Source organism: Marinicella rhabdoformis, assembly GCF_009671245.1.
GTDB lineage: Bacteria > Pseudomonadota > Gammaproteobacteria > Xanthomonadales > Marinicellaceae > Marinicella > Marinicella rhabdoformis.
Genome location: NZ_VTFS01000005.1, coordinates 37788 through 61380 on the forward strand (window position 1 = coordinate 37788; position 23593 = coordinate 61380).

Sequence of the window (23593 nt, forward strand, 5' to 3'; positions counted from 1 at the left end):
AGTATGAAAAACATATTAATATCAAGCTTGTCACTGCTCAGTGGCCTTTGCTTAGCATCTGACCCAACTGACAAACAAACCATGATTGTCTTTGATGGGTCAGGCTCGATGTGGGGGCAAATTGATGGGCAAGCGAAAATCACGACTGCACAACAGGTGATGGCCAAAATCAGTGGTCAATTTCAATCAACTGATGCCATAGGCTTAATGGCTTATGGTCACAGAAAGAAAGGTGATTGTGGTGACATTGAACTGTTGTTACCCGTTGCTCGAAACCAGTCAACAGCGCTTATTCAGCAAGTTCAAAGCATCAAACCCAAGGGCAAAACACCGATAGGGGCTGCATTAAAAATGGCCACTGACCAATTAAAAATTGCGGAACAGGCCGCTGAAGTGATTTTAATCTCAGATGGATTAGAAACGTGCCATTTGGATCCCTGCCAAGTGGCCACTGATGCCGAAGCCTTGGGCATTGATTTTACAGCACATGTGATTGGGTTTGGCTTGTCTCAGGACCAAGGCAAACAATTGGCTTGTGTCGCTGACATCACAGGCGGCCAATATTTGGCGGCAGAAAATGCAGAGGACCTAACCGCTGCATTGAATCAAGTGCTGACTGAGCCAGAAACGGAGCCAGTTTCAGACGCCTTACCAACAGCCACCATCAATGCACCCCAAACCTGGCCAACCATAGGCACCACTTTTTCAGTTGAATGGACAGGCCCCAATGGCAAACATGATTACATAGATATTGTTAAGCCCAATGATAACCGTGTCTACGGTGAGCTCAGCTACAGCTGGGCCCAAGACGGTCAACCCGCTCAACTGAAAGCACCTGGCACACCCGGTCAATACCAGTTACGGTATATTTGGCAAGGCCAAAAGAAAAAACATGTTTTGGCAGCAGTAGACCTTGAAGTAAAAGACAGCGAAGTCAGCCTCATAGCCCCAGTTAAAGTGTCGGCAGGCGAAGGATTTGATGTGAGTTGGACCGGTCCAAACCAGCCAGGTGACTATGTTGATTTGGTCAAAGCCGGCGACATCAGGGCTTATGGGGAATTGAGCTATTTTTATACTGAAGCAGGAAAAAAAGGGCAGTTATTAGCTCCTGCCAATGCTGGAGAATACGATATTCGCTACATACTTGAAGCCGCTGATGGGCGAAAGGTATTACATAGGATTCCAATCTTAGTTGAAACTGCTGTTGTGACTTTGTCAGCTCCACCTGAAGTTGAAATAGGACAATCATTTGATGTCTTTTGGAACGGCCCTGTTAACAAAGACGGCTACATAGACCTGGTAAAACGTGGTGACATTCGAACTTATGGCGAGTTCAGTTACTTTTACCTCAAAGACCACCCCGAAAATGGCGAACTCAAAGCCCACGTGATAGCCGGTGAATACGACGTCAGGTTTATTATGATTGGCAGTGATGGCAGACAAATAATGGCCACTCAACCCATCAACATTTTACCTGTCGAAGTGACTTTGGATGCACCTGACCAAGCCACTGTAAACAGCCCAGTAATGGTTGAATGGCAAGGACCAAGCAGAAAAGGCGACTACATTGATTTGGCCAAACACAACAGTAAAAAACCCTACGGTGAACTGAGTTACTTTTACACCAAAGACAACCAAGGAAAAGGGCAGCTTAACATGCCCAAAACACCAGGAACTTATACCATACGCTATATCATTCAAGGAAAGTCGCGCCAAATATTGGCCACCAAAGACATCACAGTAAAATAAAAAACCATTCCACAAAAAAGCCCCGAACAAATGATTGTTCGGGGCTTTGATTTACTTAATTGAATGTCGCTTACTTCTTCTCTGGCACTGGAAAGCCTCGATCACGCATCAGAGCATCAATGGTGGCATCTCTACCTCTGAATTTGCGGTAAGCTTCAGCTGGGTCCATGGCGTTGCGTGGCGCAAACAGGTATTTCACTAACTTGGCAGCCACTTCTTTGTCATAAAAACCACCCGGTGCTTCTTTGAAAGCTTCTGCTGCATCTGCTGTCAGAACATCCGCCCACATGTAACCGTAATAAGCTGTAGCATAGCCTTCACTAGAGAACACGTGACCAAAATGTGGCGTTCGGTGACGCATCACCAATTCTTTTGGCATGTTCAATGCCGCCAAAGTCTCACGCTCAAATTTGTCAGGGTCAATACCTTCTGGGTCTGCCAAGTGGAATTTCATGTCCATCAAAGCCGATGCCAAGTATTCCGTGGTAGAAAATCCTTGGTTGAATGTCGCTGCTTTTTTGATTTTAGCAATCAACGCTTTTGGAATCACCTCACCTGTTTTACTGTGCTTCATGTATTTGTTGATGACCACATCGGTTGACAACCAACGCTCCAACAACTGTGATTGGAATTCTGTGTAGTCACGCACGCCACCGTTCAAGCTGGGGTAACGCACATTCGATGCCAAGGCATGCAAAGCGTGACCAAACTCATGGAAGAATGTGTTCGCATCGTCCCAAGAAACCAACAATGCTTCGCCCGGAGCGGGTTTGATGAAATTAGAATTGTTGGAAGACAAAACGGTTTGTTTACCGTTATAAGTTTCATGTGAGCGGTATGAAGTCGCCCAAGCACCAGAACGCTTGCCTTGACGAGCATAGGGGTCCAAGTACCATAAGCCGATGTGCTCTCCTGATGATTTGTCGGTTACTTCCCAAACATTCACATCTTCGTGGAAAACTGGTACTTTGCCTTTTTCAATGGCTGTGAATTTGAAGTTAAACAATTCACCTGCTACATAGAACATCGCTTCAGTCAGGTTATCCAACTGCAAGTATTGTTTCACTTCATTGGAATCCAGGTCGTACTTTTTCTTGCGCACTTTTTCAGCGTAGTAACGGTAATCCCAAGGCTCAATGGTAATACCATGCCCTAATTCATCGGCCACTGCTTGCATGTCAGCAACTTCCTCTTTAACACGTGCAATGGCAGCTGGCCAAACCGCTTCCATCAAACCCATCGCATTTTCAGGGGTTTTTGCCATGCGGTTTTGTAAACGCCATTCGGCATAGTTGTCATAACCCAAAATGCCCACACGTTCTTTACGCAGTTTCAAAATTTTTGCGATCAACTCGTTGTTATCGTATTCATCACCATTATCACCACGTGAATAGTAGTTAGTCCACACGATTTTGCGCAACTCGCGCTCATCAGAAAAGGTCAAAAACGGATCCATTGATGAACGTGTATTGGTCACTGCATACTTGCCTTCTTGGCCTTTATCAGCCGCTATCTTTGCTGCTGATTTAGTGAATGATTCAGGCAAGCCAGAGAGCTGGTCTTTGCTTAAAAATGTGACATAACCTTCTTCATCATGCAGCACATTGTTACTGAATTTATTGTAAATTTGACCCAACTCTTTGCTGATGGCTGCGTATTTCTTCTGCTTTTCAGGGTCTAAATCCGCACCACGCATGGCAAAACCTTCATAGGTAGTTAGTGTCAATCTTTGTTGATCGGCATCCAATGGTGTTTTCAAAGCGTCTTGATAAACCTTCTTAACACGGGCAAACAATTTTTTATTTTGTGAAATTTTCGCCGACATATCTGAAAATTTTGGCGACAATTCCATTTGTAACTTTCGCACTTCCGGACTCGACAAATTACTGCTCCAGATACCAAAATAGGTACCCGCTCTTCCCAAACGCTCACCCGCACTTTCCATGGCCACGATGGTATTTTCAAAAGTAGCAGGTTCTGGGTTATTGGCAATCTTTTCATAATCTGCCAAATTTTCTTTGATCGCAATATCAAACGCAGCGCTGGCATCTTTCAAGTTCATTTTATCGAAAGCAGGCACACCACCGTAAGGACCTGTCCATTCAGCCAATAATGGATTGACTTGCTCAACTTGGACTGACTCATGTTCATGGCCCGCATGTGCTGAAGCCGTAGCAGCACCGAATGACAAAGACATAGCCATCGCTAAACCGACAGCTAAAGTGTGTTTATTGAAACTTTTCATACAATTCCTCTTAAAAATTTGGCAACCATATTGCCCAATCCATGAGTACTTTATAAGTACCAAAAGTCATGCTATAAATGAACAAGGGGAATCAGGATCAGTTGTGGTTTGAATGGCTTGATTTCATGTGATCGTATTTGCTTTGATATACCGATACAACTTGCCCATTGTGACTATTTTCAATCGCTTTAGTGATTGCTTTTATGGCTTGATTGGTCCGGCCCAAAAAGAAGTTAGCTTTCGCTAAACCCGCATAAGGTTGGTGTAAATAATCTGCTTTTTGTATCGCCTTTTCGTAGAATTTAATTGCCCTCAGGTAATTTTTATTTTTCAATTCTTGATCAGCTAAATCTAACCATTTAAACGGATTTGGATCATTGTATTCATCTATAATAACAGCAATTTCCTGCGCTTTATTAACCCTGTTATTTCGCACCAAAAGTTTATGGTAGTTGTTTAACATTTCTAATTGGTCATGACCAAATGAAAGTCCATATTCAAACAACCGTTCAGCAAAATCAACATGGCCCATGCGGTCGTATAAAACACCTAACATGTTGATAGCCACTAAATTATCTTTATCTAATTGAATCGCTTCTTTCAAATGCCAATAGGCTGTTTCTAACTGACCATCGATCATAGATTCTGCTGCACGATTACTGTAAAACATGGCATAAAATTCTTCTTTTTTAACTTTCCTCAACGTTCTTGAACCCAACGTCGAAAAATAATCAATTTTAATCTTCAAGTCTTTACTAGAGAACATGGGCACGTTTGTTACGTGCTTGTCATAAATAACCGTTCTGATGTGTTGGGAGTTCAATAAAAACCCACTTTCTCTTTGAAAGACACCGGGCGTTTTTGCTAACTCATATTGAATGGCCACATTACTCATCTGGGCCAAAGCCTTGGTTAAAATAGCCAATGACAAGCAATTACCCGAATTCAACTCTAAAGCATCTGAAGCGACCAGGGTGTCTGAATGAAAATTAAAATACTGTAGTTGGGTTCTTAGGAACTTATAAATCTTGCGGCTGGGAGAGAGCTTTCTGTAATCAGAGGAACCAAATAATTGCTTAATTTCTTTTTTTTGAGTTTCTGTGAGTTCAAATAATTGATCTATTGCCAGTAACTGTGGTTTTTCTCCCATGGGCTTATTGTGGAAGAGTTCTTGCTGTTGGTAGTCACTTTTAATTTGATAGGTTTTTACAGAGTTGCAAGCCACCAAACCCGACAAAAAAAAGAGGGTTAATATACAGCGTATCGACTTGTCGAGCTTGAAGTACATTCAATGATTATAACCCATTCCGCCACCTTTGGCAAAAAGGCTAAATGCGGTTGATAAATTGATGAATTAAATCTGATCCGTCGACAGTTTCGGAGTCTTCTCCCATCATCACCCTGGGGTCAAAATTTTCAGCTGCTAATGCCTTTCTCCTGTCACTGATATAAGCTTTCATTATTTGGGCATTCCATTCTGGGTGGAACTGAACACCATAAACATATTGACCGTATCGAAAAGCATGGTTCTTATCTTTTTCGCTTTTGGCCAGCCTAACGGCCCCCTTAGGCAGTTGACTGACTGATTGTAGGTGTGACACCCAAGTTTGGTATGTGTTGCGTTGGGTAAAAGCAAACAAAGGGTCTTTTATACCATCGGCTGTTAACTCACATTCATCCAATCCCATGTTTCGCCCCTTGGGGTTATAAGAGACTTCCCCGCCCAGCATATCAGCAAGAAGTTGGTGTCCAAAACAAACACCTAGCGTGGGTAAAAGGTCAATACTTTTGGTCAACCACTTTTGGGTTGATACCATCCAATCTTGCTGTTCAGTTATCATCGCAGCAGAACCTGAAATAATCACATGACTGCAATGATCAATGGCCCACTCAAGACTGGGCAAAACCTCGCCTTTATGGACATGTACGGTGTGCATTTGTTTATCAGGTACCGCGCGTTGAAACCAGTCATCGAAATTACCGAAGATTCGCGCGCCTTCAGTGGCATCACCTGTTTGAATTACGAGCATTTTCATCACTTTATCCTTACTGTAAAGCCTTTTAATGAGATGAGGGCGGCGCGATACGAATCGCTTCTTCTAAGGAGGTTTGACCAGATTTCAACAACTGTGCCATGCCAATACGCAACGGTAACATACCCTGTTGAAATGCGGCAGCAGTGACTTTTTCAGATGGTATATCTGACTTAATCAATTTCCTTATGCTGCCTTTGATGGGCATCATTTCAAAAACACCTGAACGGCCATGGTATCCGGTATTCCTACATTCATCACAACCTTTTGCTTGATAGAGCTTTTCTGGAGGACTGATGTCCCAAGGATGCACCATTGACACCCATTTTTCAGCATCCACTTTGGTGGGTACCTTGCAATGTGGACAGAGTAAACGAATCAGCCTTTGGGCAATCACACCTGCCAAGGTACTGCGTAATAAATAGTCTGGCACGCCCAGGTCTAACAAGCGATTGATCGCCGATGGCGCGTCATTGGTATGTAAAGTTGATAACACCAAATGTCCAGTTAAAGAGGCTTGAACAGCCATGGTAGCCGTTTCTAAATCACGAATTTCACCAATCATGATAATGTCTGGATCTTGACGCAAAAGGGTTCGTACCCCATCAGCAAAGTGCAAATCAATTTTGGCATTGACCTGCATCTGGTTCAAAATTGGCACCACCATCTCAATAGGGTCTTCAACCGTCGATACATTCACATCCGGTGTGGCCAGTTGTTTTAAAGTTGAATACAAAGTTGTTGTTTTACCCGAACCGGTAGGACCTGTGACCAAGACTATGCCATGAGGCCGATCAATCATCTCTCGCCATGCAGCTGCCTCTTCCACACTGAACCCCAAATCTTGGTAATTAATAACCACGGCATCAGGATCAAAAATACGCATCACACATTTTTCGCCAAAAGTGGTGGGCATGGTGGAAACCCTGAGCTCTATTTCTCTGTCACCTTCAGATAATGTTTTGATTCGACCATCCTGAGGTCTGCGCTTTTCTGCCACGTCTATTCGTGACAATATTTTTATGCGACTGGTGACAGCGGCCATAACTGCAGGTGGCAGGTCATAGACTTGCATCAAACGACCATCTACCCTGAATCTGACTACACCATTGTCTCTTTTAGGCTCTAAATGGATGTCACTGGCACGTTGATCAAAAGCATATTGCAATAACCAATCAACCAGTCCAATCACATGTTGATCATCGGCATTGATGTCTTTTTTGCTGCCCAATTTTACCAATTGCTCTAAATTGAGCACTGGATCTAAAGATTTTTGATTGTGCCTTTTTTTAGCGCTTTGTACTTGTTTATTGACACCGTAAAATTCATACAACAACCTTTGAATGTCTATTGGGTTGGCATGAATCCTTTTGATTTCTTGGCGGTGAATTTTGTTTAAGTCTGAAATCCAAGCCGTATTCAAGGGATTAGCCACAGCTATGGTTATGGTATCTTTGGTGACTTCAACGGGCAATATCTGATGCTGCCGAGCATAAGCCTGAGAAATCACCTGGGTCACTTGATTCACATTGATCTTGGTTGGATCAATTTTCAAATAAGGCATCTCATGGGTTTTAGCCACCCATTTGGTGATGAACTCCATGGTGATCGGTTTTTGATTGCGTTGATTAATGAGTTTGTTATCAACAATCGCTACATAAGGATGAACTGATGCCGATGCCACCGTGGCTTTTTCTAACAAAGTAACAAAATCTTTTTGACTGATGATGTTGGCTTTTAACCACTGCTTGGCAATGGCCGCCATAAAAGTGTTCTTGATCGTCGTATTTTCAGTCATCAAACAGTCTTTGTAAGTTATTGTCGTTAAGTATTGTAGCGGATTCCCCCGCCAGATAACAATCTTTCGCCAAAAGCAACAACACATGACTACAATGTGTTTTGATGGCATTAACATCATGACAAACCATCACCACAGCTTGCGCTTTACTTTGTTCCTTCAGCAAATGCATTAAAAACTGTTGATAAACACAGTCCAAGTGATTCAAAGGTTCATCCAATAACAAATGCGGACTTTTTTGAGCCAGACAAGTGGCCAACTCCACTTTGCGCCTTTCTCCTCCAGACAAGTGGAGCAGTGAGCGGTCTTTGAGGTGACTGATTTTTAACTTGTCCATTAATTCTAAAACAGCTTCAGGGTCATTTTTTTTCGTTTGCCATGCAAACTGGCCCATTGATATGGCTTGAGTCACCGTAAAGTCTAAACAAGGCTCCTGGATTTGTAACAAATAACTGGTCTTTCTGGCTCTGGCTTGAATGTCTAGTTGTTCAATGGGTAAATCATCAATAAAAATCTTTTTTTTGGTGGCAGGTAACAACCCTGTAATGGCATGTAACAAAGTGGTCTTTCCTAATCCATTGCGCCCTAAAACACCCCAAAATTGACCAGATTTAAATGTCACACTTAAACCTTGGAGTAAAACCTGATGGTTTCGTTGGATATCAAGATTCTTTATTTCAATCATGGTGTTTTGCTGTTAAGCCAAAGAAATACTGGCACGCCAATCAAAGCGGTAAAGATTCCTACAGGTAATTGGATTGGAGACATAACAATACGCGACAAAGTATCTGCCGCCAATAAAAATATGCCACCGGCCATGACGCTCAAAGGAATCAACATAGAGTGCCTGTTTCCTACCAATAGTCGCATCAAGTGCGGCACCACCAATCCAACAAAGCCTATGGTTCCCGCTTGTGCCACCGCAATAGAAGTCAATAAAGCAGTGACCGTAAATACCAACAAGTTAAGTTGCACTGCATTGACACCCGATTTGAGTGCAAACAATTCACCTCGTGCCAATATATCGAGTGATTGACTTTTGCTGAATAGCAACAAAGTCGCAATCAAAAGGACAACTAAATGCCACCACTGCGTGCGCACAAATGACAAATCTCCCATTAACCAAAACATCATGGATTTCATCTGATCAGGTGGTGCTAAAGCCAGCATCATACTGATAATGGCTGCAAACCCAAAAGCCAAAACCACTCCATTCAAAGTCAATTTACTGGTTCGAATTTGACCATAATAGCTCAATTTTAATAACAACATCGCAGCACCAAACCCGCCTGCAAAGCCGGCTAGTACTTGAAGGTTTGAGGATAAAGAAGTTGCTGTGAGTATAAAAAACAATTGGACCGTGGCAGCACCACCAGATACGCCTAATAAGTAGGGGTCTGCCAATGGATTTTTCACCATGTTTTGAATCAACAAACCAGCCAAAGACAAACAACCACCGACCAATATGGCATTAAGTACCCGCGGCCAACGTACTTGCCAAATGATGTCATGTAATGGGTGTTCGCTATTCGACAATGCATCCAGGGGTGTCGAGACAGGTCCATATAACAAAGACCAAAGTATGACAAAAGAAAGAACAACCCCTCCAATGAGACACCCAGCCAACAAGCTGCTTTTCATGTTTAATTTATCAGTTACTCAAACCAACTGACATCACCTCATGTCTGGGTACAGTCAACGTCGCATTACCACTCATATAACGGGTTGAAACCGTCAATTGTTTGGCGTCCATCGACATCAACTTGCCAAAAATTGGACGACCTCTTTTGGTCTTTATTCTGACATTTTTTCCAATGGCATCATTCCAATTCGTTAGGTTGTTACTGCTTTTCTGTTTACCAATTTGATGGGTAATCACTTTAATCAGTTCTTTGGGTTTGTTGGCCTCTGCCTCTGCTTCTGCCTTTTTCTCTTGTGCTTCCATTTGCAAGCGCAACAAATCCATATTCAAGTCTAAGTGATCAATCGCTTTCAACTCGACTTTTTCGTATTCATTTTCACCCAAGGCCACTTCTAAACTGCTGGCAGCTAAAATATCATTTTGCGGCACACCGGCCAATTCGAACATATATTTCGGCTCATCTAATTTAAGAATGGCATTCACTTCAGACTCTGCTGCCAAAGACCTTTGGTATAAATTATTGAGTTTTTCAGGCATGTCTTTAGCCACCAATGCACGCAACAATTGTTGCAACTGGTTGGCACTGTCTAAACGAAAAGCTGCGAAAGAATTTCTGTGTTTTTTGGCACACATCTCGTTGCGCTTAATATTAAAGCCTTGGTCAGCATGATAATAATATAAAGTATCAACTATGGTGTCATTAAATGTTATTCTAGGCACATCGCTGGAACGTGTTAATGAACCTGACCAGGTGATATACCAGGCATCTGAAGTTTGTACATTAACACTGAAGTCAATATTCAGTGCATCTGATAATTGGTAAGTTATCTCTATATCATGACTTAAACCGCCAGGGTACATGGTTTGCCACTGCGATTGACTGAATGTGTCGTTTTCGCCTTCTCCACAAGCAAAGCTGCCTAAATGACCTGCCACCAATGGCCAAAAGTTATTACCGTATACCTCTTCAACCAAATCATTACCATTGCCATTAAATCGGACACCGTAAAGATTAATGCCCAAAGAATGGGGGGCCAGAGCAACCAGATCACGAGAATCTTTCAACAACAAGTCCCATACATCTGCATGAATTCTCATTGAGTCAATTTGATACCCTTGTCTCTTCCCTGCAGGAATAAATGTGAGCCTTTTGAGCCTGATTTCACCGTCCAAGCTGCTTTCCATTTGGCTGTGCTTCCATTCACCCAAAGTACCCAAGTGACCCATCACACCTTCTACAAAGTATTTACTGTTACTTTGAATTCGCCAAAAAGGTAAACCCACAAGTAAAGCGATCACAACCAAAGCTATAATTTTATTGTTATTCATAAAGTCATCTTACATCACAGGCTCTGCAAAACCAGCAAAAGCAGAGATTATTATTGTCTGAATTTCTTTCAAAGGCAAATCCACTTTGGGGAAATTACCTACTGCTTCATAATTTTTATAAAAATCAGGGTGGTTAGGAGCTACTTCCTCATGATTTTCTTTAAGCTCATAACTCGTTGCATAACGGAATGGCCAGATATCAAAAACAGGTAACTTCCTCGAAATGGTGGCCATGAATCCACTGACATCACTGAAAAAAGGAATTTGTTCTTTTGCCGCAACACGCCATGAATTTTTATTCAAAATATCTTGGGTGATATTTTTTGTCAGTTTTTGGGCAAAAATTTCACTGTCAATGATAAAACCTGCTTCTGTATTCAAATAATCTGATCGTGGATCAAAATTATGTGACCCAATCATTGAATACCTGTCATCAACTACGAAAGACTTGCTGTGCATCCCAAAACGTGTTTTTTCATTGATTTGTCCAAATGAAAACATGTCTGTCCAGTCTGCTGGTTGCTTCCTGAATTCATGGATGTTCATGCCTAGTTTTTTAAGGTAATAACGTTTGTATTTAAACGAAATAGCATAAACATAAAAGGCGTCAGTGGATGCCAACGAATTGGTAGATACAATCAATTCATAATCAGGTTTTTCTTTGCGCAGCTTCTTTAGCATTTTTCTTGCCTTTTTACTGAACACCAAATACGGGGTTTGCATCAACAATTTGTGCTCCGTTGAAGCTATCAAATCGTTAATACTTTCGGTCAACTGAATATTTTTCTTTCGTGACTTTTTATTGAAAGGTTTGTCGTGTGTGTCACTGAAAAAATCCAACTTATTAACCGCAACGACCTCCGAAATCCATTTTTCCTTTATCGATTTTATGTCCGTGGCTTGTTGTACTTTAATTACCGCTTTTTCATCGTATGGCTTTTCCCAGTCATTGTGTGTCACCTTTCCAGATAAAATGCGTTGACTCACATCCAACAAATATTCTGTCGGCACCACATGCTCTGATTGCCAAAAGGATTCAAATGATTCGCTCATCGCTGATACTTCAGGCCCTATACCCAATACATCACGGTCTTTATAGTTGAACACTGCATCCCAGTCATAATAACGATTTTGAAAATTTCGGCCGCCTACCATGCCATATTGACCATCAACTATAAACACTTTATTGTGCATGCGTTTATTCATGGAAGCCAAGCAACATGCCAAAGCACCAACAAAGTCCAAGGGCGAAGTATCTGCTTCACCAAACACAGGGTTGTACATACGAAACGATAAATTTTCATGCAAGGTGCTGATTTCAGCCACAAATCGGGGCGAGCCCATAGAAAACATTTGGTCAATAATCACCCGTACTTTGACCCCCCTTCTGGCTGCAGCTAACAACTCACGAATCATCAACAAACCCGCATCATCATTCACCCAAATAAAGGTTTGTATGTCTATATTTTTTTTAGCCGCCCGAATGAAATGTATTCTCATCGCCAAGGCGTCAGAACCATAATCAATCAATTGAACACGGTCTTTACCATCAATCATGGCCTGATTGAATACAGATTCATAAGGAGATAACAGCGCACAACGGTCAATGACATCATCACAAGTTAATGTATTGTCTTTTTGCACCTCAATGATTTGTGTTACTTTTCTCTTTGTCTGCTGGCTTATTTGGCAAGAAGCCAAAGTAAAAACAAAAAATAACAGTGTCAGAAAACGCCAATTCATCATTTCAATACATTCAATGTGACTTTTGTCACGGGTTCTTTTGTTGCCACAGAACATGCCATGCCTTTTATCAAAGGCACATCAAAAAAATGTAAGCCGCTGCTTGAAATGGCTTGTGGCAAAAAATACCACAGCACACCACCTTCAAATTTGCACCAAGCTTCCTTTTGTGCCCACCATTTAAAAAACAGTTCAGTTTGGTCCTGCTTGTTCATAGATTTCAACTGTTGCCATTCTGTTCTATGATAATGTCTTTGGGCTATGCCTTGGGTATTTCTTTTGCTGTTGATTCGCTCTACATCAATACCAATCTGCTCATCATCAATCACATAAGCATGAAATTGGCCACAATGTGCATAAGAAAAGTGTGGGCCTTGTTCAACGTAGGGTTTACCATTTTTTCCTCGTTGAACATCAAAAACACCCCCATTAGGGTGAAATTCACTCAATAAATTCTGTAAAATGTCGGCACTGTACTGCTTGGCTTTTTGCCTGTCGCGGTGCGGATTGACATTCAGCCAAACTTTCAACTCTTTGTTCATTAAATATGACTTCCAGTGCTCAACAAATCAGTAACACATTGCAACATAAAATAACCCAAGAAATCAATAACAAGGGCAGCATCAGTTTTGCACGATTCATGGAAATGGCTTTGTACCATCCTGGATTAGGCTACTACAGTGCTGGCCTGAAAAAATTCGGTAAAGAAGGTGATTTTATCACTTCTCCAGAGTTGGGGTCTTTATTTGCGCAATCTCACGCCCAATTATTTCAACCCGTACTCGAAAAACATGATGATGCCGTTATATTTGAATTGGGTGCTGGCATGGGCAGTTTTTGCCATGATTTATTACTGGCTTTAGATAAACTTGACCAATTACCCCAAGCTTATTGGATTCTTGAAGTCAGTGCTGACCTGAAGCACCAACAACAACAAAAAATTGCTCAATTGCCAAACCACTTAGCAGACAAAGTGATGTGGCTAGATGGCTTGCCTGAACAACCGTTTAATGGTGTAATTTTTGGAAATGAAGTGCTAGATGCCTTACCAGTGGAAGTCTTCAGATATCAAAACAATGAATACCATCGTTTGATGTTAAAAAATGACAATGACCTGTTATCAGAATCTTGGCAACCATTCTCCTCTGAGCTGGCCCAGCAACTCAACGATAAAAAATTAAACTTACCCAACGGGTATCGCTCAGAATTTATTCCGAATTTAAATCAATGGCTGACAAGCGTCACCACTCAATTACAATCAGGTCTGATTTGGTGGGTGGACTATGGGTACGGCGCACCTGCCTATTATCACCCCCAAAGAAATGAAGGCACTTTGGTTTGTCACCAAAGGCATGAAGCCAATTTCAACCCCTACCAATCTGTAGGTTTACAAGACATCACTGCTTTTGTTGACTTCACTCACGTTGCCGAATGTTTGTCTAATTTGGATTGTGAGGTCAAAGGGTTCGGTACACAGGCAGATGTGTTGATGGCCGCAGGCATCGATAAACTGTTACAACCTGAAGGAGATTTTGTCGATTATTATCAATTGGCCTCTGAAATGAAACAATTGATGCTGCCCACAGAAATGGGAGAAAAATTCAAAGTTTTGGCTGCCACAAAAAACCATAAAGGGGATATCAGCGGCTTTGAAAACAACCGCCTTTATGACCTATGAGGGGTGAAGTTTTATGCGTGTAGCAATGCCCTCAATGTTGCTTTTTTGATCTTCAAAATCATTGTCAATACAATTGGCTATCCAGCCATACAACAATTTTGAATCATATTGAATTTGATTGATGGTGAGTAAACTGTGGTTGATACAACCCAAGCCAATTCTCGCCACCATCACCACAGGTAAACCCAAAGCCAAAGCCAAATCTTTTAGCATCAATTTTTCCGACAAAGGCACACACCAGCCACCGACGCCTTCAACCAGCACCCGATCATATTTTTGATACATTTGAGCGTACAAGTCCAAACATTTTGCTAAGTCAAACTCAGCTTTTAGATCAGCTATGTGCGGAGAAGCGGGCTTTTCAAAAGTATACGGATTAATTTCACTTAATGCTTGTCCCGTTACTTCGGCCAATCGTTGGGCATCTTCACTGACCCACTTGTCATCAATTTTTATTGCACCTGAAGCAATAGGCTTAAAAGCGCCTACACTATAACCTGCATTTTTCCAGGCTTTTAATACTTCACCTGCGATATGGGTTTTGCCTGCATCGGTATCGGTTGCAGTTAAAAAACAGCTGGGTAAACCAGCAAAGTTATTTGAGCTTATTGGTTTCATGCTTTGGTCGCTTCAAGCAACTTGGTGAGTTCTTCGTATTGCTTTACTGTGACGGTTTCCGGTCGCTGTTTGGGATCGATACCAACCGCTTCTAATTGTGCCACTTCAACAATTTTCTTTAAGTTATTTCGAATCGTTTTGCGACGCTGTTGAAACGATTGCTTCACCAACAACTCAAGCGCTGGTAAGGACACGGTATTGACTTCACTTTTGGTAGTCAATTGCACTATTTGTGAATCTATTTTTGGCGGCGGATCAAAGGCCTCTGGCTTGATTACCAAGTGCGCAGTGCAATCAAATTGATGCTGGAGCATCACAGACAAGCGCCCAAAGTTCTTTTCACCCGGAGGGGCACATATGCGCTGCACCACTTCTTTTTGCAACATAAAAACCATGGTGGAAATGTTTTTAGCCTGATACAACATGTTAATCAGCAAGGGTGTTGAAATGTTGTAAGGTAAGTTTCCAACCACTTTGTAAGGGCCATCAGTCAACTGCAACTGCAAAGCATCCATGTGATGAATCTGGACATTATGAGCTGGCCCAAATTTTTGTTCTAATACTGGAATCAAGTCATTATCCAACTCTATCAGTTGTAAATCTGCTTCACTGGCCTGAATGTATTGTGTGATGGCACCGTGACCAGGGCCAATTTCAATGATGCGTTCTTTTTGCTTGGGTCTGATGATTTTAACAATGTTATTAATCACACCATCGTCTTTTAAAAAATTTTGGCCTAAATGCTTTTTGGCTTTCATTGTTGTTTCCTGGCGCAAGCTTGTGCGCATGATAAGGCGGCTTTTAAACTGCCAGCATCTGCTTTGCCCTGGCCGGCAATGTCCAATGCTGTCCCGTGATCAACACTGGTTCGAATGATAGGTAACCCTAAGGTGATGTTAACTGAAGAACCAAAACCGGCATACTTTAATGGAGCCAACCCTTGATCATGATACATCGCAATGATGGCATCAAAAGCTTTGACTTTATTGGGCGTAAATAAGGTATCTGCTGGGTAAGGACCATAAACGTCCACATCTTTTGATTGCAACAATTTCATGGCAGGAATAATGGTATCAATTTCTTCCATCCCCATGTGACCAGATTCACCCGCGTGTGGGTTCAAACCACACAAAGCAATTTTTGGTTTTTTGATTCCAAACTTTGTATCCAAGTCATGGGCAACAATTTCACATGCTTCCACCACTGCATCAAAAGTCACACATTGTGCCACATCTTTCAGTGGGACATGCGTAGTCACTAAAGCCACCCGCATTACCTCATTCAACAGCATCATGATGACTTTATCAGTACCCGTCAGCTCAGCTAAAAATTCAGTGTGTCCCGAAAATTCAACACCTGCATCATTGATGACACCTTTGTGAATTGGACAAGTAACCATCGCTTTAAAAGTACCATTTAAGCAGCCTTTGACTGCCTCTTTGATGGTATCCAAAACGTATTGAGCATTGTTAACATTTAAATGCCCCAGTTGGTTACTGCTTTTCAGTGCTACGTGGTGGATTTGATTGGCTGGGAAGTTGGGTATTGATTGGTGAATCATGTCACGATCACCTATCAATACACAACCTTTTAACTTTCCTTCTGTTTCAAGCTGCGCCACCAACTCTAACCCGATACCCGCAGGCTCGCCCAAAGTAATGGCAATCATTATTACAACCTGATATCGACAAATGCTTCGCCACGGATTTCACGAATCCAATATTCAATCGCTTCTTGCATTTTACGTTCTTTAATGGCATTTTCAGCTTGTTGCTTTTTGAATGCTTCGGTGATGTCAGATTCTTTTTTACCCATATACTTAACAATATGCCACCCATTTTCTGTTTGGAAAGGCTTTGAAATATCTCCTTCATTTAAAGATTTGATCACATCGCCCATGCGTTGACCGTATTGATTTAACTCAAACCATCCCAGGTCTCCACCCAATGGTGCAGAATTATGATCATCAGATTCTGATTCAGCCAGTTCAGCAAAATCTTCTCCTGCCATTAGCTTTTCATGAACGTTGTTGATGATATTCATCCCCTCTCTTTGTGTCACCACTTGATTGGTTTCAACCATGAAATGTAATGCATTATGTAATTCAACTTTCTTAACCGTATTGCTACGCTTTTCATCCAGTTTTATGATGTGATAACCATTAGGAGAGCGAATAGGGCGTGAAATGTCTCCCACTTCCATAGACTTAATTTGATCAGTAAACAGTGGTGGTAGTTGATTGATTGGCCTCCATCCTAGACGACCACCTTCTAATGCCCTTTGTCCATCTGAAACTTGAGTGGCCAAAACCGCAAAATTTTCTCCTGCAATCAATTTTTCATACACCTCATCTGACTTTTTCTTTGAGGCTTCTGCATCAGACACGCTACCACCTTGAGGAACAGCAATCAAAATGTGTTGCAAAGACACTTCACCCTGATCTAAAGCGTTATCAGCCAAAAACAATTTGATCTCATGGTCGCTGACCTTAACTTTTGAATTGGCATAGGCATAACGCACTCGTTCGGTCTGTAAGTCTCTTTTCATGTCGCGCCTGAAATCTGAAAAATCAAAACCATCATTTTCAACTGCTGCAATCATTTGCTCTAAAGAAACACCATTTTGCTGAGCGATGTTGCTCAAAGCTGCATCAATTTCTTCTTCAGATATTTGGATGCCCACTTGTTCTGCACGAGCAATTTGAACCTCTTGTACAATCAAACGCTCTAAAACCTGACTTTCTAACACGTCTTTAGGAGGCAGTTGATTGCCTTGTGCTTCAATCTGTTTGGTGATTGAGTTCATCGCACGATTCAGTTCAGACCTCACTATAATGGTGTCATCAACAACAGCAACGATTTCATCTAACAGCTGCTCTTCTGCCTGTACTGAGTTAACTAATTGCATCATGCATACAGCTAAAATAATTTTCTTAAACATTAAAATGCCTCTTCATATCCTAAAATTGATTGTTTCAATAAACGCCTGGGATTTCTCCCCAAAGCGCCTAAGCCATTGAGTTGAAATTCCACATAAAAACCATTGTTACTTAAACCCGTTTCATCTACCAAATGGTGCCTGCCCATCAAACGCAAAGCCCAGCAGCAACCTTTATACTCATAGCCAAACAAGGCTTCAATGGTTTTATGGCTTTTTAATGAATAATTTACTCGGGTCAATAACCGGTGCGAGTCTTTAATTGGAATCACCGCAGAGGTGTCAATTTGTTCTATTTTATTTTGCCTGTATCGATAAGCAAAATTAAACACATCTCCACGCGATGATTTTCGTTGTAATTTAAATAAACCCCTTTCGAAGTCTTTACTGTCTTGGTCATAATGCAAACTGACGCCTGCACTCCAATTATTATGCAGGTACAAATTATATTCGGCAATGAATGGAGATTTCGTTAAATCTTGTGGCGTACCACTCAATTGCACCAATTGATCATCAAAATAGTTGATTTGTCCTAAAGTTAAATTCCACCGTTCTTCTCCAGAAGCTGCAAAACTTCTGTGAGTGATGGCCAGTGCTGCTTGATTCATGTCCGCTTGTCGATCTGAACCAGAAAAACGATTCGTTTGAAATAGCATGTTGGAACCAAATGTTAACAATCTGCTGTCAAAAACAGGAATGTCGTCTTGGTTCTTTTCAGGCACATAAACATAAAACAACCGTGGCTCAATGGTTTTATATGTACCAGAGTCTGCCCATTTTTCAAATGTAAGCCCACTGTCTAATGAAAAAATAGGTAGCGACCTGCTGATGCCTTCTCTGTTATCATCAAAACTGTAATGTGTTGACCTGTAAACCAGCTTTGGCTTAATACTACCCCAAGTATTCGAAAACTCGGTACTGACCCAAGGCTTCAGCTCTGTTCGCCATGCACCAACGGCATCTTCCCTATAAAAATTCACTAACTCGCTGTCGATACCATAATCAAATCCCGTGGTACTGGCAGGTTTATACCAAGAAAAACGCACTTCAGGTAATTTTTGATAGGGTTCATTGGCTGCGGTGATGTTTTGACTCAAGACTTGATAATCGTTGAAACCAGCAAAAAATTGCCAACTATTGGCATGACCTTGAATGCTGACCTGGCTTTTTAGATATGGTGTAGATGTGAGGAATGAACTTGATGAAAAGTCTTCATAGTATTGACTGTCTGAAACGTGGTTCAAATCAGTTGAAAAGCGCCAAGCACTGTTAATTTGCGTGCGGTGTTTATATTGAAACAAACCTCGGTCATTACCCCGCTTATCATCATTTGGTAAATAAGTACCCTCTAAAACCCCAGCCGATCGTTTACCTAAGTACCTGAACTCAGTGCCTAACATCATTCCATGGTCTTGTAAGTAACGTGGTATCAACGTCAAATCATATTGTGGGTTGATATTGAAATAATAAGGTACTGACAAGTCAACACCGGTTGTGTTTGAATAAGAAAATGCAGGCATGAGTAAACCACTTCTGCGATCACCGTTTAATGGCAACTTAATCCATGGAATATAAAGCACTGTTTTATCTTTAATTTTTAATCTAGCTCCTTTGAATGTTCCCATGCCTTCTTCATTATCTAAATGCGCTTCTTTGGCTACTATTTCCCAACTTCGTTGATCAGGTGAACATGTTGAAAAAGTCATATTTTCAACAAACGCTAGATCACCACTCAACTCCATCTGATCGGCCTTTCCATTCATATCTGAATCAAGCATGAAATAGCTTAAATGTTTAATTTTTGCAGATTTATTTTGATTGTCCATCTCTGCATCTTTAGCCATGATGCGCTGGCTGTCATTTTGTAACCAAACACCACCATCTGTTTTGAATCGCTGTGTTGCTTTATCAAATGAAAGTTGAGGCGTCATAAAGCGCAATTGGTCTCGTTTGATGCAAACATTGCCTGACAACAAGAACTGCTTATCCGATATTTTTTTGGCATTTGAAGAATTGACTTCAATATTTGATGACGAACTCGGCTGTTCAAGACAGCGTGTTTGCACGTCTGACAAATTGATGTCGTTAAACTCACATTGCAGCTGTGCAGAAACCACGCCAGATAACACGGTTAGACTTAAACAAGACAAAAAACTCAAAGCTAATTTTTTCAAGGGGCAACTCAATTGTAAATTTTTATGATATCTATTTTACATTCCAAGCGCGCTATTCTAATATGGTTGAGGTTAAAAGTCTGTAGCTGAACCACATTCAATCCCTCAGCAACAGTTTGTTATATCAATAAAAGAGGTACATATATCATGGCAGGAAAATTTGTTGTTTCACATGGAAAAGATGGAAAAGATTATTTTGTATTGAAAGCAGGTAATGGAGAAGTCATTCTACAATCTCAAGGCTATAGCTCTGCTAATGGCTGCGAGAATGGTATTGAGTCTGTAAAAAGCAATGCTGACGATGAAAGTAAGTTTGAATGTAGAGAAGCCAAAGATGGCCGTGTTTACTTTGTACTGAAGGCAGCAAACGGTCAAGAAATTGGCCGTTCTCAAATGTATAAATCTGAAAGTGGCTGTAAAAATGGTATGGCATCAGTTGCTAAAAATGCTGCTGACGCAACCGTGGTTGATGAAAGAAGCTGATAAAGGCTTTGCAAATTTTAAAGGGCACGTTTATCGTGTCCTTTTTTTTGCCTGATTATTATGACTTGGTACCAAGATGAATCCCTATGGGAAGTGTTTTATGATTGCATGTTTGATCAAGCCAGCTTTGATTTAGCCAAACAACAATGCCCACAAATTTTGGAAATGGTTGGGCATCCAGTTAAAAATGCACTGGATCTGGCTTGTGGTCCTGGGCGACATTTATTGGGTTTTGCTCAATATGGTATCGCCGTAACAGGTGTTGATTTAAGCGGCTACTTGCTTAGCCATGCAGCCAATCATTTAGACCAACAACAAACAGAAGGTACACTGGTACACTGCGACATGTTGGCCTATGAACCCAAGCAAAAGTTTGATTTGATTACCAATTTATTCACCTCTTTTGGGTATTATGACGGTGCAGAAGACAATCAAACACTGTTAAACAAAGCCTATCAATGGCTGAACAAAGGCGGCTCTCTGGTGATAGATACTTTTGGTAAAGAGCAGGTCGCACACATGATGGAACCCGTCCATTTAACCGAATATGACAATGGTGACTTAAGGATTGAGCGGCCCATGTTGATTGATGACATGAGTGTCTTTGCCAATGAATGGATTTTGGTCAGGGGTAATGAAGCTTTCAGGCGGGAGTACCAACACTTTGTTTACAGCGCTGTCGAAATGAAAGCCATGCTGGCCAATGCTGGATTTGAAGACATCCGCATATATGGTTCTTTTGAAGGAGATGAATACGATTTGAACGCTGAACGATTGATTGCTGTTGCTCAAAAATAAACGGTGACACTAAAAAGGCTGCTCTGTGGCAGCCTTTTTAATACAAAGAGACCTCTGTATATATACCGTAAATCAGTCTTTATTGACTTGGTGCAAATGAACATCCGATTGTGGGTAAGGAAAACTACAACCGCCCGCTTCTAAGTTGGCTTTCATTTGTTCAAGCAAATCACTATAAACAGTCCAATAATCATCCACCGTAGTCCAAGGCCTTACAGCAAAATCCACACTCGATGCACCCAACTCAACCAAAGCAACTTTTGGAGCAGGCTCTTTCATTACCAAAGGATGTGCATTAACCGTTTCTTCCATGATTCTTTTAGCCACTTTCAAATCATCATCATAGCTGACACCAAAAACCAAATCTACTCGGCGCGTACCTTGAGAAGTGTAGTTAGTGATCACATCCGATGTAACCTGACCATTAGGAATGATTACTTCTTTGTTGTCAGTGGTTAATAAAATGGTGCTAAAAATCCTTAAATCTTTGACCTTGCCTGATACACCGGCAACCTCTACAAAATGGCCAATTTTAAAGGGCCTGAACATCACCAACATCACACCAGAGGCAAAATTTGACAACGAATCTTTTAATGCCAAGCCAATGGCCAGACCCGCAGCACCAAAAACAGCCAGCATAGAAGTGGTTTGGATACCCAGCTGAGCCAAGGACATAATCACCACAACAACCAACAAAGTATAATAGACAATGTTACTGATGAAATTAACCAAAATCACTTGCTGACCTGATTTTTCCAATGAGCGCCTGATAAGGTTGGAAACCATTTGAGTGACTCTGCGACCCACCCAAAACAGGAGCAACGCCAAAAGCACATTGGTGGCAATGTCTATCAACAAAGAAGGGTCACTGATATAGCCCTCTAGCTGTGTTTTAAGTTGTTCAATCAAAGAAGGATCTTGAGCGTTCTGAGATTCTTGTGTATCTTGCATTTTTTCTCCTTATGTCTTTGTTAAGTAAAATAAAGCAGCTGAGTTTTATTTATAACCCACTGCCATCACCCGCTTTTTGAATCGGTGTTGTTCATAGGCACCTTCTGGCGCCTCTATGACCGAAACATTTTTGAAACCAACTGCTTCCATTATCCATACCAACGCCTCGATACTGGGCGCCAAGCAAATGCCCGTCGTACTCATTTCCGGCCCATCCAGTTCATAGGTTTCATCAATCACGGCAAATGAACCCATCATCGGTTTCACGAATTGGTAATTGCCCCAGTCTAATTGGCCCGACAAATTGGGGGCCACTTGGGTTTCAATAAAGCACACGTCTTTGGTCAACGAATAGGCCGTTCTGATCGCACCTACTGGATTTTCTAAGTGGTAAATCAACCCCAACATCATGACAATATCAAAACGACCATATTTTTCTGGCATCACATCATGAACATCAACACGTTTGGCATGAAATCTATCATTCAACTGCATACCTTGGGCTATCAAATTGGCATCATCGACATGGTCTTGACGCGCTTCTAAACCTGTCACATTCACACCTTTAGCTGCCAAATGACAAGCGAAGTAGCCTTCATGACAAGCCAAATCAACAGCTGTTGAATCACCCCATTTGCCATCATATCTTTCATTTAATACACTGTCCAACATCGCCAAACGCGTACTGTGAACCGCCATGGCATCATCTGCCATGTAACTTTCAGTGATTTCTCCCGAAGGCAGGTGAAAGTGGTAGAACCATTTTTTTTCTAAAATTTTGTTAATCAAGTCACTCATGTGTTTCCCTTGCTTAAAAATTGCCATGTTAAATCCATGGCTTGTTTGTTTCTTAATATACCTAAATGATTGGTGTTAATCACATGGTGTGAAGCCAGCCAATCTGCCCGTGTTTCTGAAACCGCTACCGTACCATCTGAAGGCTCATCAAAATGACACACCAACCGACCAATGCCTATAGGCCAATTGCCCATGATCATTTGACAACTTCGGCTTGTTTTTACACTGTCAACACCGTGAGTCAATGGCTCTACAGCCCAATGTAACAAACGTTTTTGCCATGAAGACTTGGCCATTTTTTTAGCTACTTGGGAACCATTTATCGGCGATGCCAACAAAGCAATTTTGCCCTTTTTACGTATTTTATCAGCTGTTCTGACAGATAAAATACCGCCCATTGAATGACCAAGTAAATGTACAACTTCTTGTGGTCTTGAATTAACAAAAGCAGCCAATTGATCGCTGCTTTTGTTAATCTTTTGCTTGGTGGTTTTGTAACCAAAGCGGTAAACATGGTAGCCTTTTGCCATGAAATACCGTTTAAAAGCAAAGAATGTCCAAGGTTTCATCCACAAGCCGTGGACCAAAACAATGGCTTCGCCATTATCACTCATTGG

21 protein-coding genes are annotated in these 23593 nt (G+C 41.5%); 4 read left to right on the top strand and 17 right to left on the bottom strand.

Translation table 11 applies throughout. From position 1 onward, the window contains the following. The first annotated feature begins 3 nt into the window (after positions 1–3). Positions 4–1749 (top strand): vWA domain-containing protein, encoded by a 1746-nt coding sequence (locus tag FET73_RS11965; protein WP_154224199.1) that lies wholly within the window; start codon positions 4–6, stop codon positions 1747–1749. 70 nt (positions 1750–1819) lie between these two features. Here FET73_RS11965 and FET73_RS11970 read toward each other — a convergent pair whose 3' ends face one another. The 9 genes from FET73_RS11970 to FET73_RS12010 form a co-directional block, all read right to left on the bottom strand. Next, positions 1820–3994, bottom strand: coding sequence for a M3 family metallopeptidase (locus tag FET73_RS11970; RefSeq protein WP_154224200.1), 2175 nt, complete (start codon positions 3992–3994; stop codon positions 1820–1822). Between the two features lie 97 nt (positions 3995–4091). Beyond that, positions 4092–5282 carry a tetratricopeptide repeat protein gene (locus FET73_RS11975; RefSeq protein ID WP_154224201.1) on the bottom strand — a complete coding sequence of 397 codons (1191 nt, stop codon included), beginning with the start codon at positions 5280–5282 and terminating at the stop codon, positions 4092–4094. A 40-nt stretch (positions 5283–5322) separates the two neighbouring features. After that, positions 5323–6030, bottom strand: a complete 708-nt coding sequence (locus tag FET73_RS11980; RefSeq protein ID WP_154224202.1) for a glutamine amidotransferase — start codon at positions 6028–6030, stop codon at positions 5323–5325. A 25-nt stretch (positions 6031–6055) separates the two neighbouring features. Continuing rightward, entirely contained in the window at positions 6056–7825 is a 1770-nt protein-coding gene (locus FET73_RS11985; protein WP_154224203.1) for a GspE/PulE family protein, read from the bottom strand. Beyond that, positions 7818–8510 (bottom strand): ABC transporter ATP-binding protein, encoded by a 693-nt coding sequence (locus FET73_RS11990; protein WP_154224204.1) that lies wholly within the window; start codon positions 8508–8510, stop codon positions 7818–7820. The genes FET73_RS11985 and FET73_RS11990 overlap by 8 nt, the downstream gene beginning before the upstream one ends. Next, the gene (locus tag FET73_RS11995; protein WP_154224205.1) at positions 8507–9466 is read right to left on the bottom strand and encodes a FecCD family ABC transporter permease; all 960 of its coding nucleotides are present in this window, start codon (positions 9464–9466) and stop codon (positions 8507–8509) included. Before FET73_RS11995 ends, FET73_RS11990 begins: the two co-directional genes overlap by 4 nt. 10 nt (positions 9467–9476) lie before the next feature. Then, on the bottom strand, positions 9477–10796 hold the full coding sequence (locus tag FET73_RS12000; RefSeq protein ID WP_154224206.1) for a hypothetical protein: 1320 nt from the start codon (positions 10794–10796) through the stop codon (positions 9477–9479). 9 nt (positions 10797–10805) lie between these two features. Continuing rightward, positions 10806–12539: a phospholipase D-like domain-containing protein gene (locus tag FET73_RS12005; RefSeq protein ID WP_179952263.1), complete on the bottom strand. Its 1734-nt coding sequence runs from the start codon at positions 12537–12539 to the stop codon at positions 10806–10808. Further along, positions 12539–13081: a 4'-phosphopantetheinyl transferase family protein gene (locus tag FET73_RS12010; protein ID WP_154224208.1), complete on the bottom strand. Its 543-nt coding sequence runs from the start codon at positions 13079–13081 to the stop codon at positions 12539–12541. Before FET73_RS12010 ends, FET73_RS12005 begins: the two co-directional genes overlap by 1 nt. Positions 13082–13086: 5 nt before the next feature. On the opposite strand from FET73_RS12010, the gene FET73_RS12015 reads away from it, so the two are divergent. Then, on the top strand, positions 13087–14217 hold the full coding sequence (locus FET73_RS12015) for a class I SAM-dependent methyltransferase (RefSeq protein WP_154224209.1): 1131 nt from the start codon (positions 13087–13089) through the stop codon (positions 14215–14217). Here FET73_RS12015 and bioD read toward each other — a convergent pair. Genes bioD through FET73_RS12040 form a run of 5 tightly spaced genes read right to left on the bottom strand, consistent with a single transcriptional unit; the run spans position 14212 to position 19946 of the window. Then, positions 14212–14835, bottom strand: coding sequence for a dethiobiotin synthase (gene bioD / locus FET73_RS12020; RefSeq protein WP_154224210.1), 624 nt, complete (start codon positions 14833–14835; stop codon positions 14212–14214). The two genes, FET73_RS12015 and bioD, sit on opposite strands and share 6 nt — an antisense overlap. Further along, positions 14832–15593, bottom strand: coding sequence for a 16S rRNA (adenine(1518)-N(6)/adenine(1519)-N(6))-dimethyltransferase RsmA (gene rsmA / locus FET73_RS12025; protein ID WP_154224211.1), 762 nt, complete (start codon positions 15591–15593; stop codon positions 14832–14834). Before rsmA ends, bioD begins: the two co-directional genes overlap by 4 nt. Continuing rightward, positions 15590–16504: a 4-hydroxythreonine-4-phosphate dehydrogenase PdxA gene (pdxA, locus tag FET73_RS12030; protein ID WP_154224212.1), complete on the bottom strand. Its 915-nt coding sequence runs from the start codon at positions 16502–16504 to the stop codon at positions 15590–15592. Before pdxA ends, rsmA begins: the two co-directional genes overlap by 4 nt. Before the next feature lie 2 nt (positions 16505–16506). Beyond that, a complete protein-coding gene (locus FET73_RS12035) occupies positions 16507–17775 on the bottom strand; it encodes a peptidylprolyl isomerase (protein ID WP_154224213.1) in 1269 nt (422 codons plus the stop codon). Continuing rightward, positions 17775–19946 carry an LPS-assembly protein LptD gene (locus FET73_RS12040; RefSeq protein ID WP_154224214.1) on the bottom strand — a complete coding sequence of 724 codons (2172 nt, stop codon included), beginning with the start codon at positions 19944–19946 and terminating at the stop codon, positions 17775–17777. Before FET73_RS12040 ends, FET73_RS12035 begins: the two co-directional genes overlap by 1 nt. Positions 19947–20093: 147 nt before the next feature. Here FET73_RS12040 and FET73_RS12045 point away from each other — a divergent pair, with 147 nt between their 5' ends. Together FET73_RS12045 and FET73_RS12050 are read left to right on the top strand one after the other, a co-directional pair. After that, complete coding sequence (locus FET73_RS12045; RefSeq protein ID WP_154224215.1) at positions 20094–20429, top strand: YegP family protein; 336 nt, start codon at positions 20094–20096, stop codon at positions 20427–20429. 60 nt (positions 20430–20489) lie between these two features. Beyond that, a complete protein-coding gene (locus tag FET73_RS12050) occupies positions 20490–21227 on the top strand; it encodes a class I SAM-dependent methyltransferase (RefSeq protein WP_154224216.1) in 738 nt (245 codons plus the stop codon). A 72-nt stretch (positions 21228–21299) separates the two neighbouring features. Here the strand turns inward: FET73_RS12050 and FET73_RS12055 are convergent, their stop codons facing one another. The 3 genes from FET73_RS12055 to FET73_RS12065 are packed head-to-tail and all read right to left on the bottom strand — an operon-like array spanning position 21300 to position 23590. After that, on the bottom strand, positions 21300–22178 hold the full coding sequence (locus FET73_RS12055; RefSeq protein ID WP_154224217.1) for a mechanosensitive ion channel family protein: 879 nt from the start codon (positions 22176–22178) through the stop codon (positions 21300–21302). Between the two features lie 45 nt (positions 22179–22223). Next, a complete protein-coding gene (locus tag FET73_RS12060) occupies positions 22224–22976 on the bottom strand; it encodes a class I SAM-dependent methyltransferase (RefSeq protein WP_179952265.1) in 753 nt (250 codons plus the stop codon). Continuing rightward, positions 22973–23590: an alpha/beta hydrolase family protein gene (locus FET73_RS12065; RefSeq protein WP_154224219.1), complete on the bottom strand. Its 618-nt coding sequence runs from the start codon at positions 23588–23590 to the stop codon at positions 22973–22975. Before FET73_RS12065 ends, FET73_RS12060 begins: the two co-directional genes overlap by 4 nt. Between the last annotated feature and the right edge of the window lie 3 nt (positions 23591–23593).

Coding starts and splice junctions, on each gene's coding strand:
- FET73_RS11980 (WP_154224202.1), bottom strand. CDS start 6,030: ATGAAAATGCTCGTAATTCAAACAGGTGATGCCACTGAAGGCGCGCGA.
- FET73_RS12035 (WP_154224213.1), bottom strand. CDS start 17,775: ATGTTTAAGAAAATTATTTTAGCTGTATGCATGATGCAATTAGTTAAC.
- FET73_RS11975 (WP_154224201.1), bottom strand. CDS start 5,282: ATGTACTTCAAGCTCGACAAGTCGATACGCTGTATATTAACCCTCTTT.
- FET73_RS12055 (WP_154224217.1), bottom strand. CDS start 22,178: ATGCAAGATACACAAGAATCTCAGAACGCTCAAGATCCTTCTTTGATT.
- bioD (WP_154224210.1), bottom strand. CDS start 14,835: ATGAAACCAATAAGCTCAAATAACTTTGCTGGTTTACCCAGCTGTTTT.
- FET73_RS12000 (WP_154224206.1), bottom strand. CDS start 10,796: ATGAATAACAATAAAATTATAGCTTTGGTTGTGATCGCTTTACTTGTG.
- FET73_RS11985 (WP_154224203.1), bottom strand. CDS start 7,825: ATGACTGAAAATACGACGATCAAGAACACTTTTATGGCGGCCATTGCC.
- FET73_RS12060 (WP_179952265.1), bottom strand. CDS start 22,976: ATGAGTGACTTGATTAACAAAATTTTAGAAAAAAAATGGTTCTACCAC.
- FET73_RS11970 (WP_154224200.1), bottom strand. CDS start 3,994: ATGAAAAGTTTCAATAAACACACTTTAGCTGTCGGTTTAGCGATGGCT.
- FET73_RS12015 (WP_154224209.1), top strand. CDS start 13,087: ATGACTTCCAGTGCTCAACAAATCAGTAACACATTGCAACATAAAATA.
- FET73_RS11965 (WP_154224199.1), top strand. CDS start 4: ATGAAAAACATATTAATATCAAGCTTGTCACTGCTCAGTGGCCTTTGC.
- FET73_RS12010 (WP_154224208.1), bottom strand. CDS start 13,081: ATGAACAAAGAGTTGAAAGTTTGGCTGAATGTCAATCCGCACCGCGAC.
- pdxA (WP_154224212.1), bottom strand. CDS start 16,504: ATGATTGCCATTACTTTGGGCGAGCCTGCGGGTATCGGGTTAGAGTTG.
- FET73_RS11990 (WP_154224204.1), bottom strand. CDS start 8,510: ATGATTGAAATAAAGAATCTTGATATCCAACGAAACCATCAGGTTTTA.
- FET73_RS11995 (WP_154224205.1), bottom strand. CDS start 9,466: ATGAAAAGCAGCTTGTTGGCTGGGTGTCTCATTGGAGGGGTTGTTCTT.
- FET73_RS12065 (WP_154224219.1), bottom strand. CDS start 23,590: ATGAGTGATAATGGCGAAGCCATTGTTTTGGTCCACGGCTTGTGGATG.
- FET73_RS12045 (WP_154224215.1), top strand. CDS start 20,094: ATGGCAGGAAAATTTGTTGTTTCACATGGAAAAGATGGAAAAGATTAT.
- FET73_RS12050 (WP_154224216.1), top strand. CDS start 20,490: ATGACTTGGTACCAAGATGAATCCCTATGGGAAGTGTTTTATGATTGC.
- FET73_RS12005 (WP_179952263.1), bottom strand. CDS start 12,539: ATGAATTGGCGTTTTCTGACACTGTTATTTTTTGTTTTTACTTTGGCT.
- rsmA (WP_154224211.1), bottom strand. CDS start 15,593: ATGAAAGCCAAAAAGCATTTAGGCCAAAATTTTTTAAAAGACGATGGT.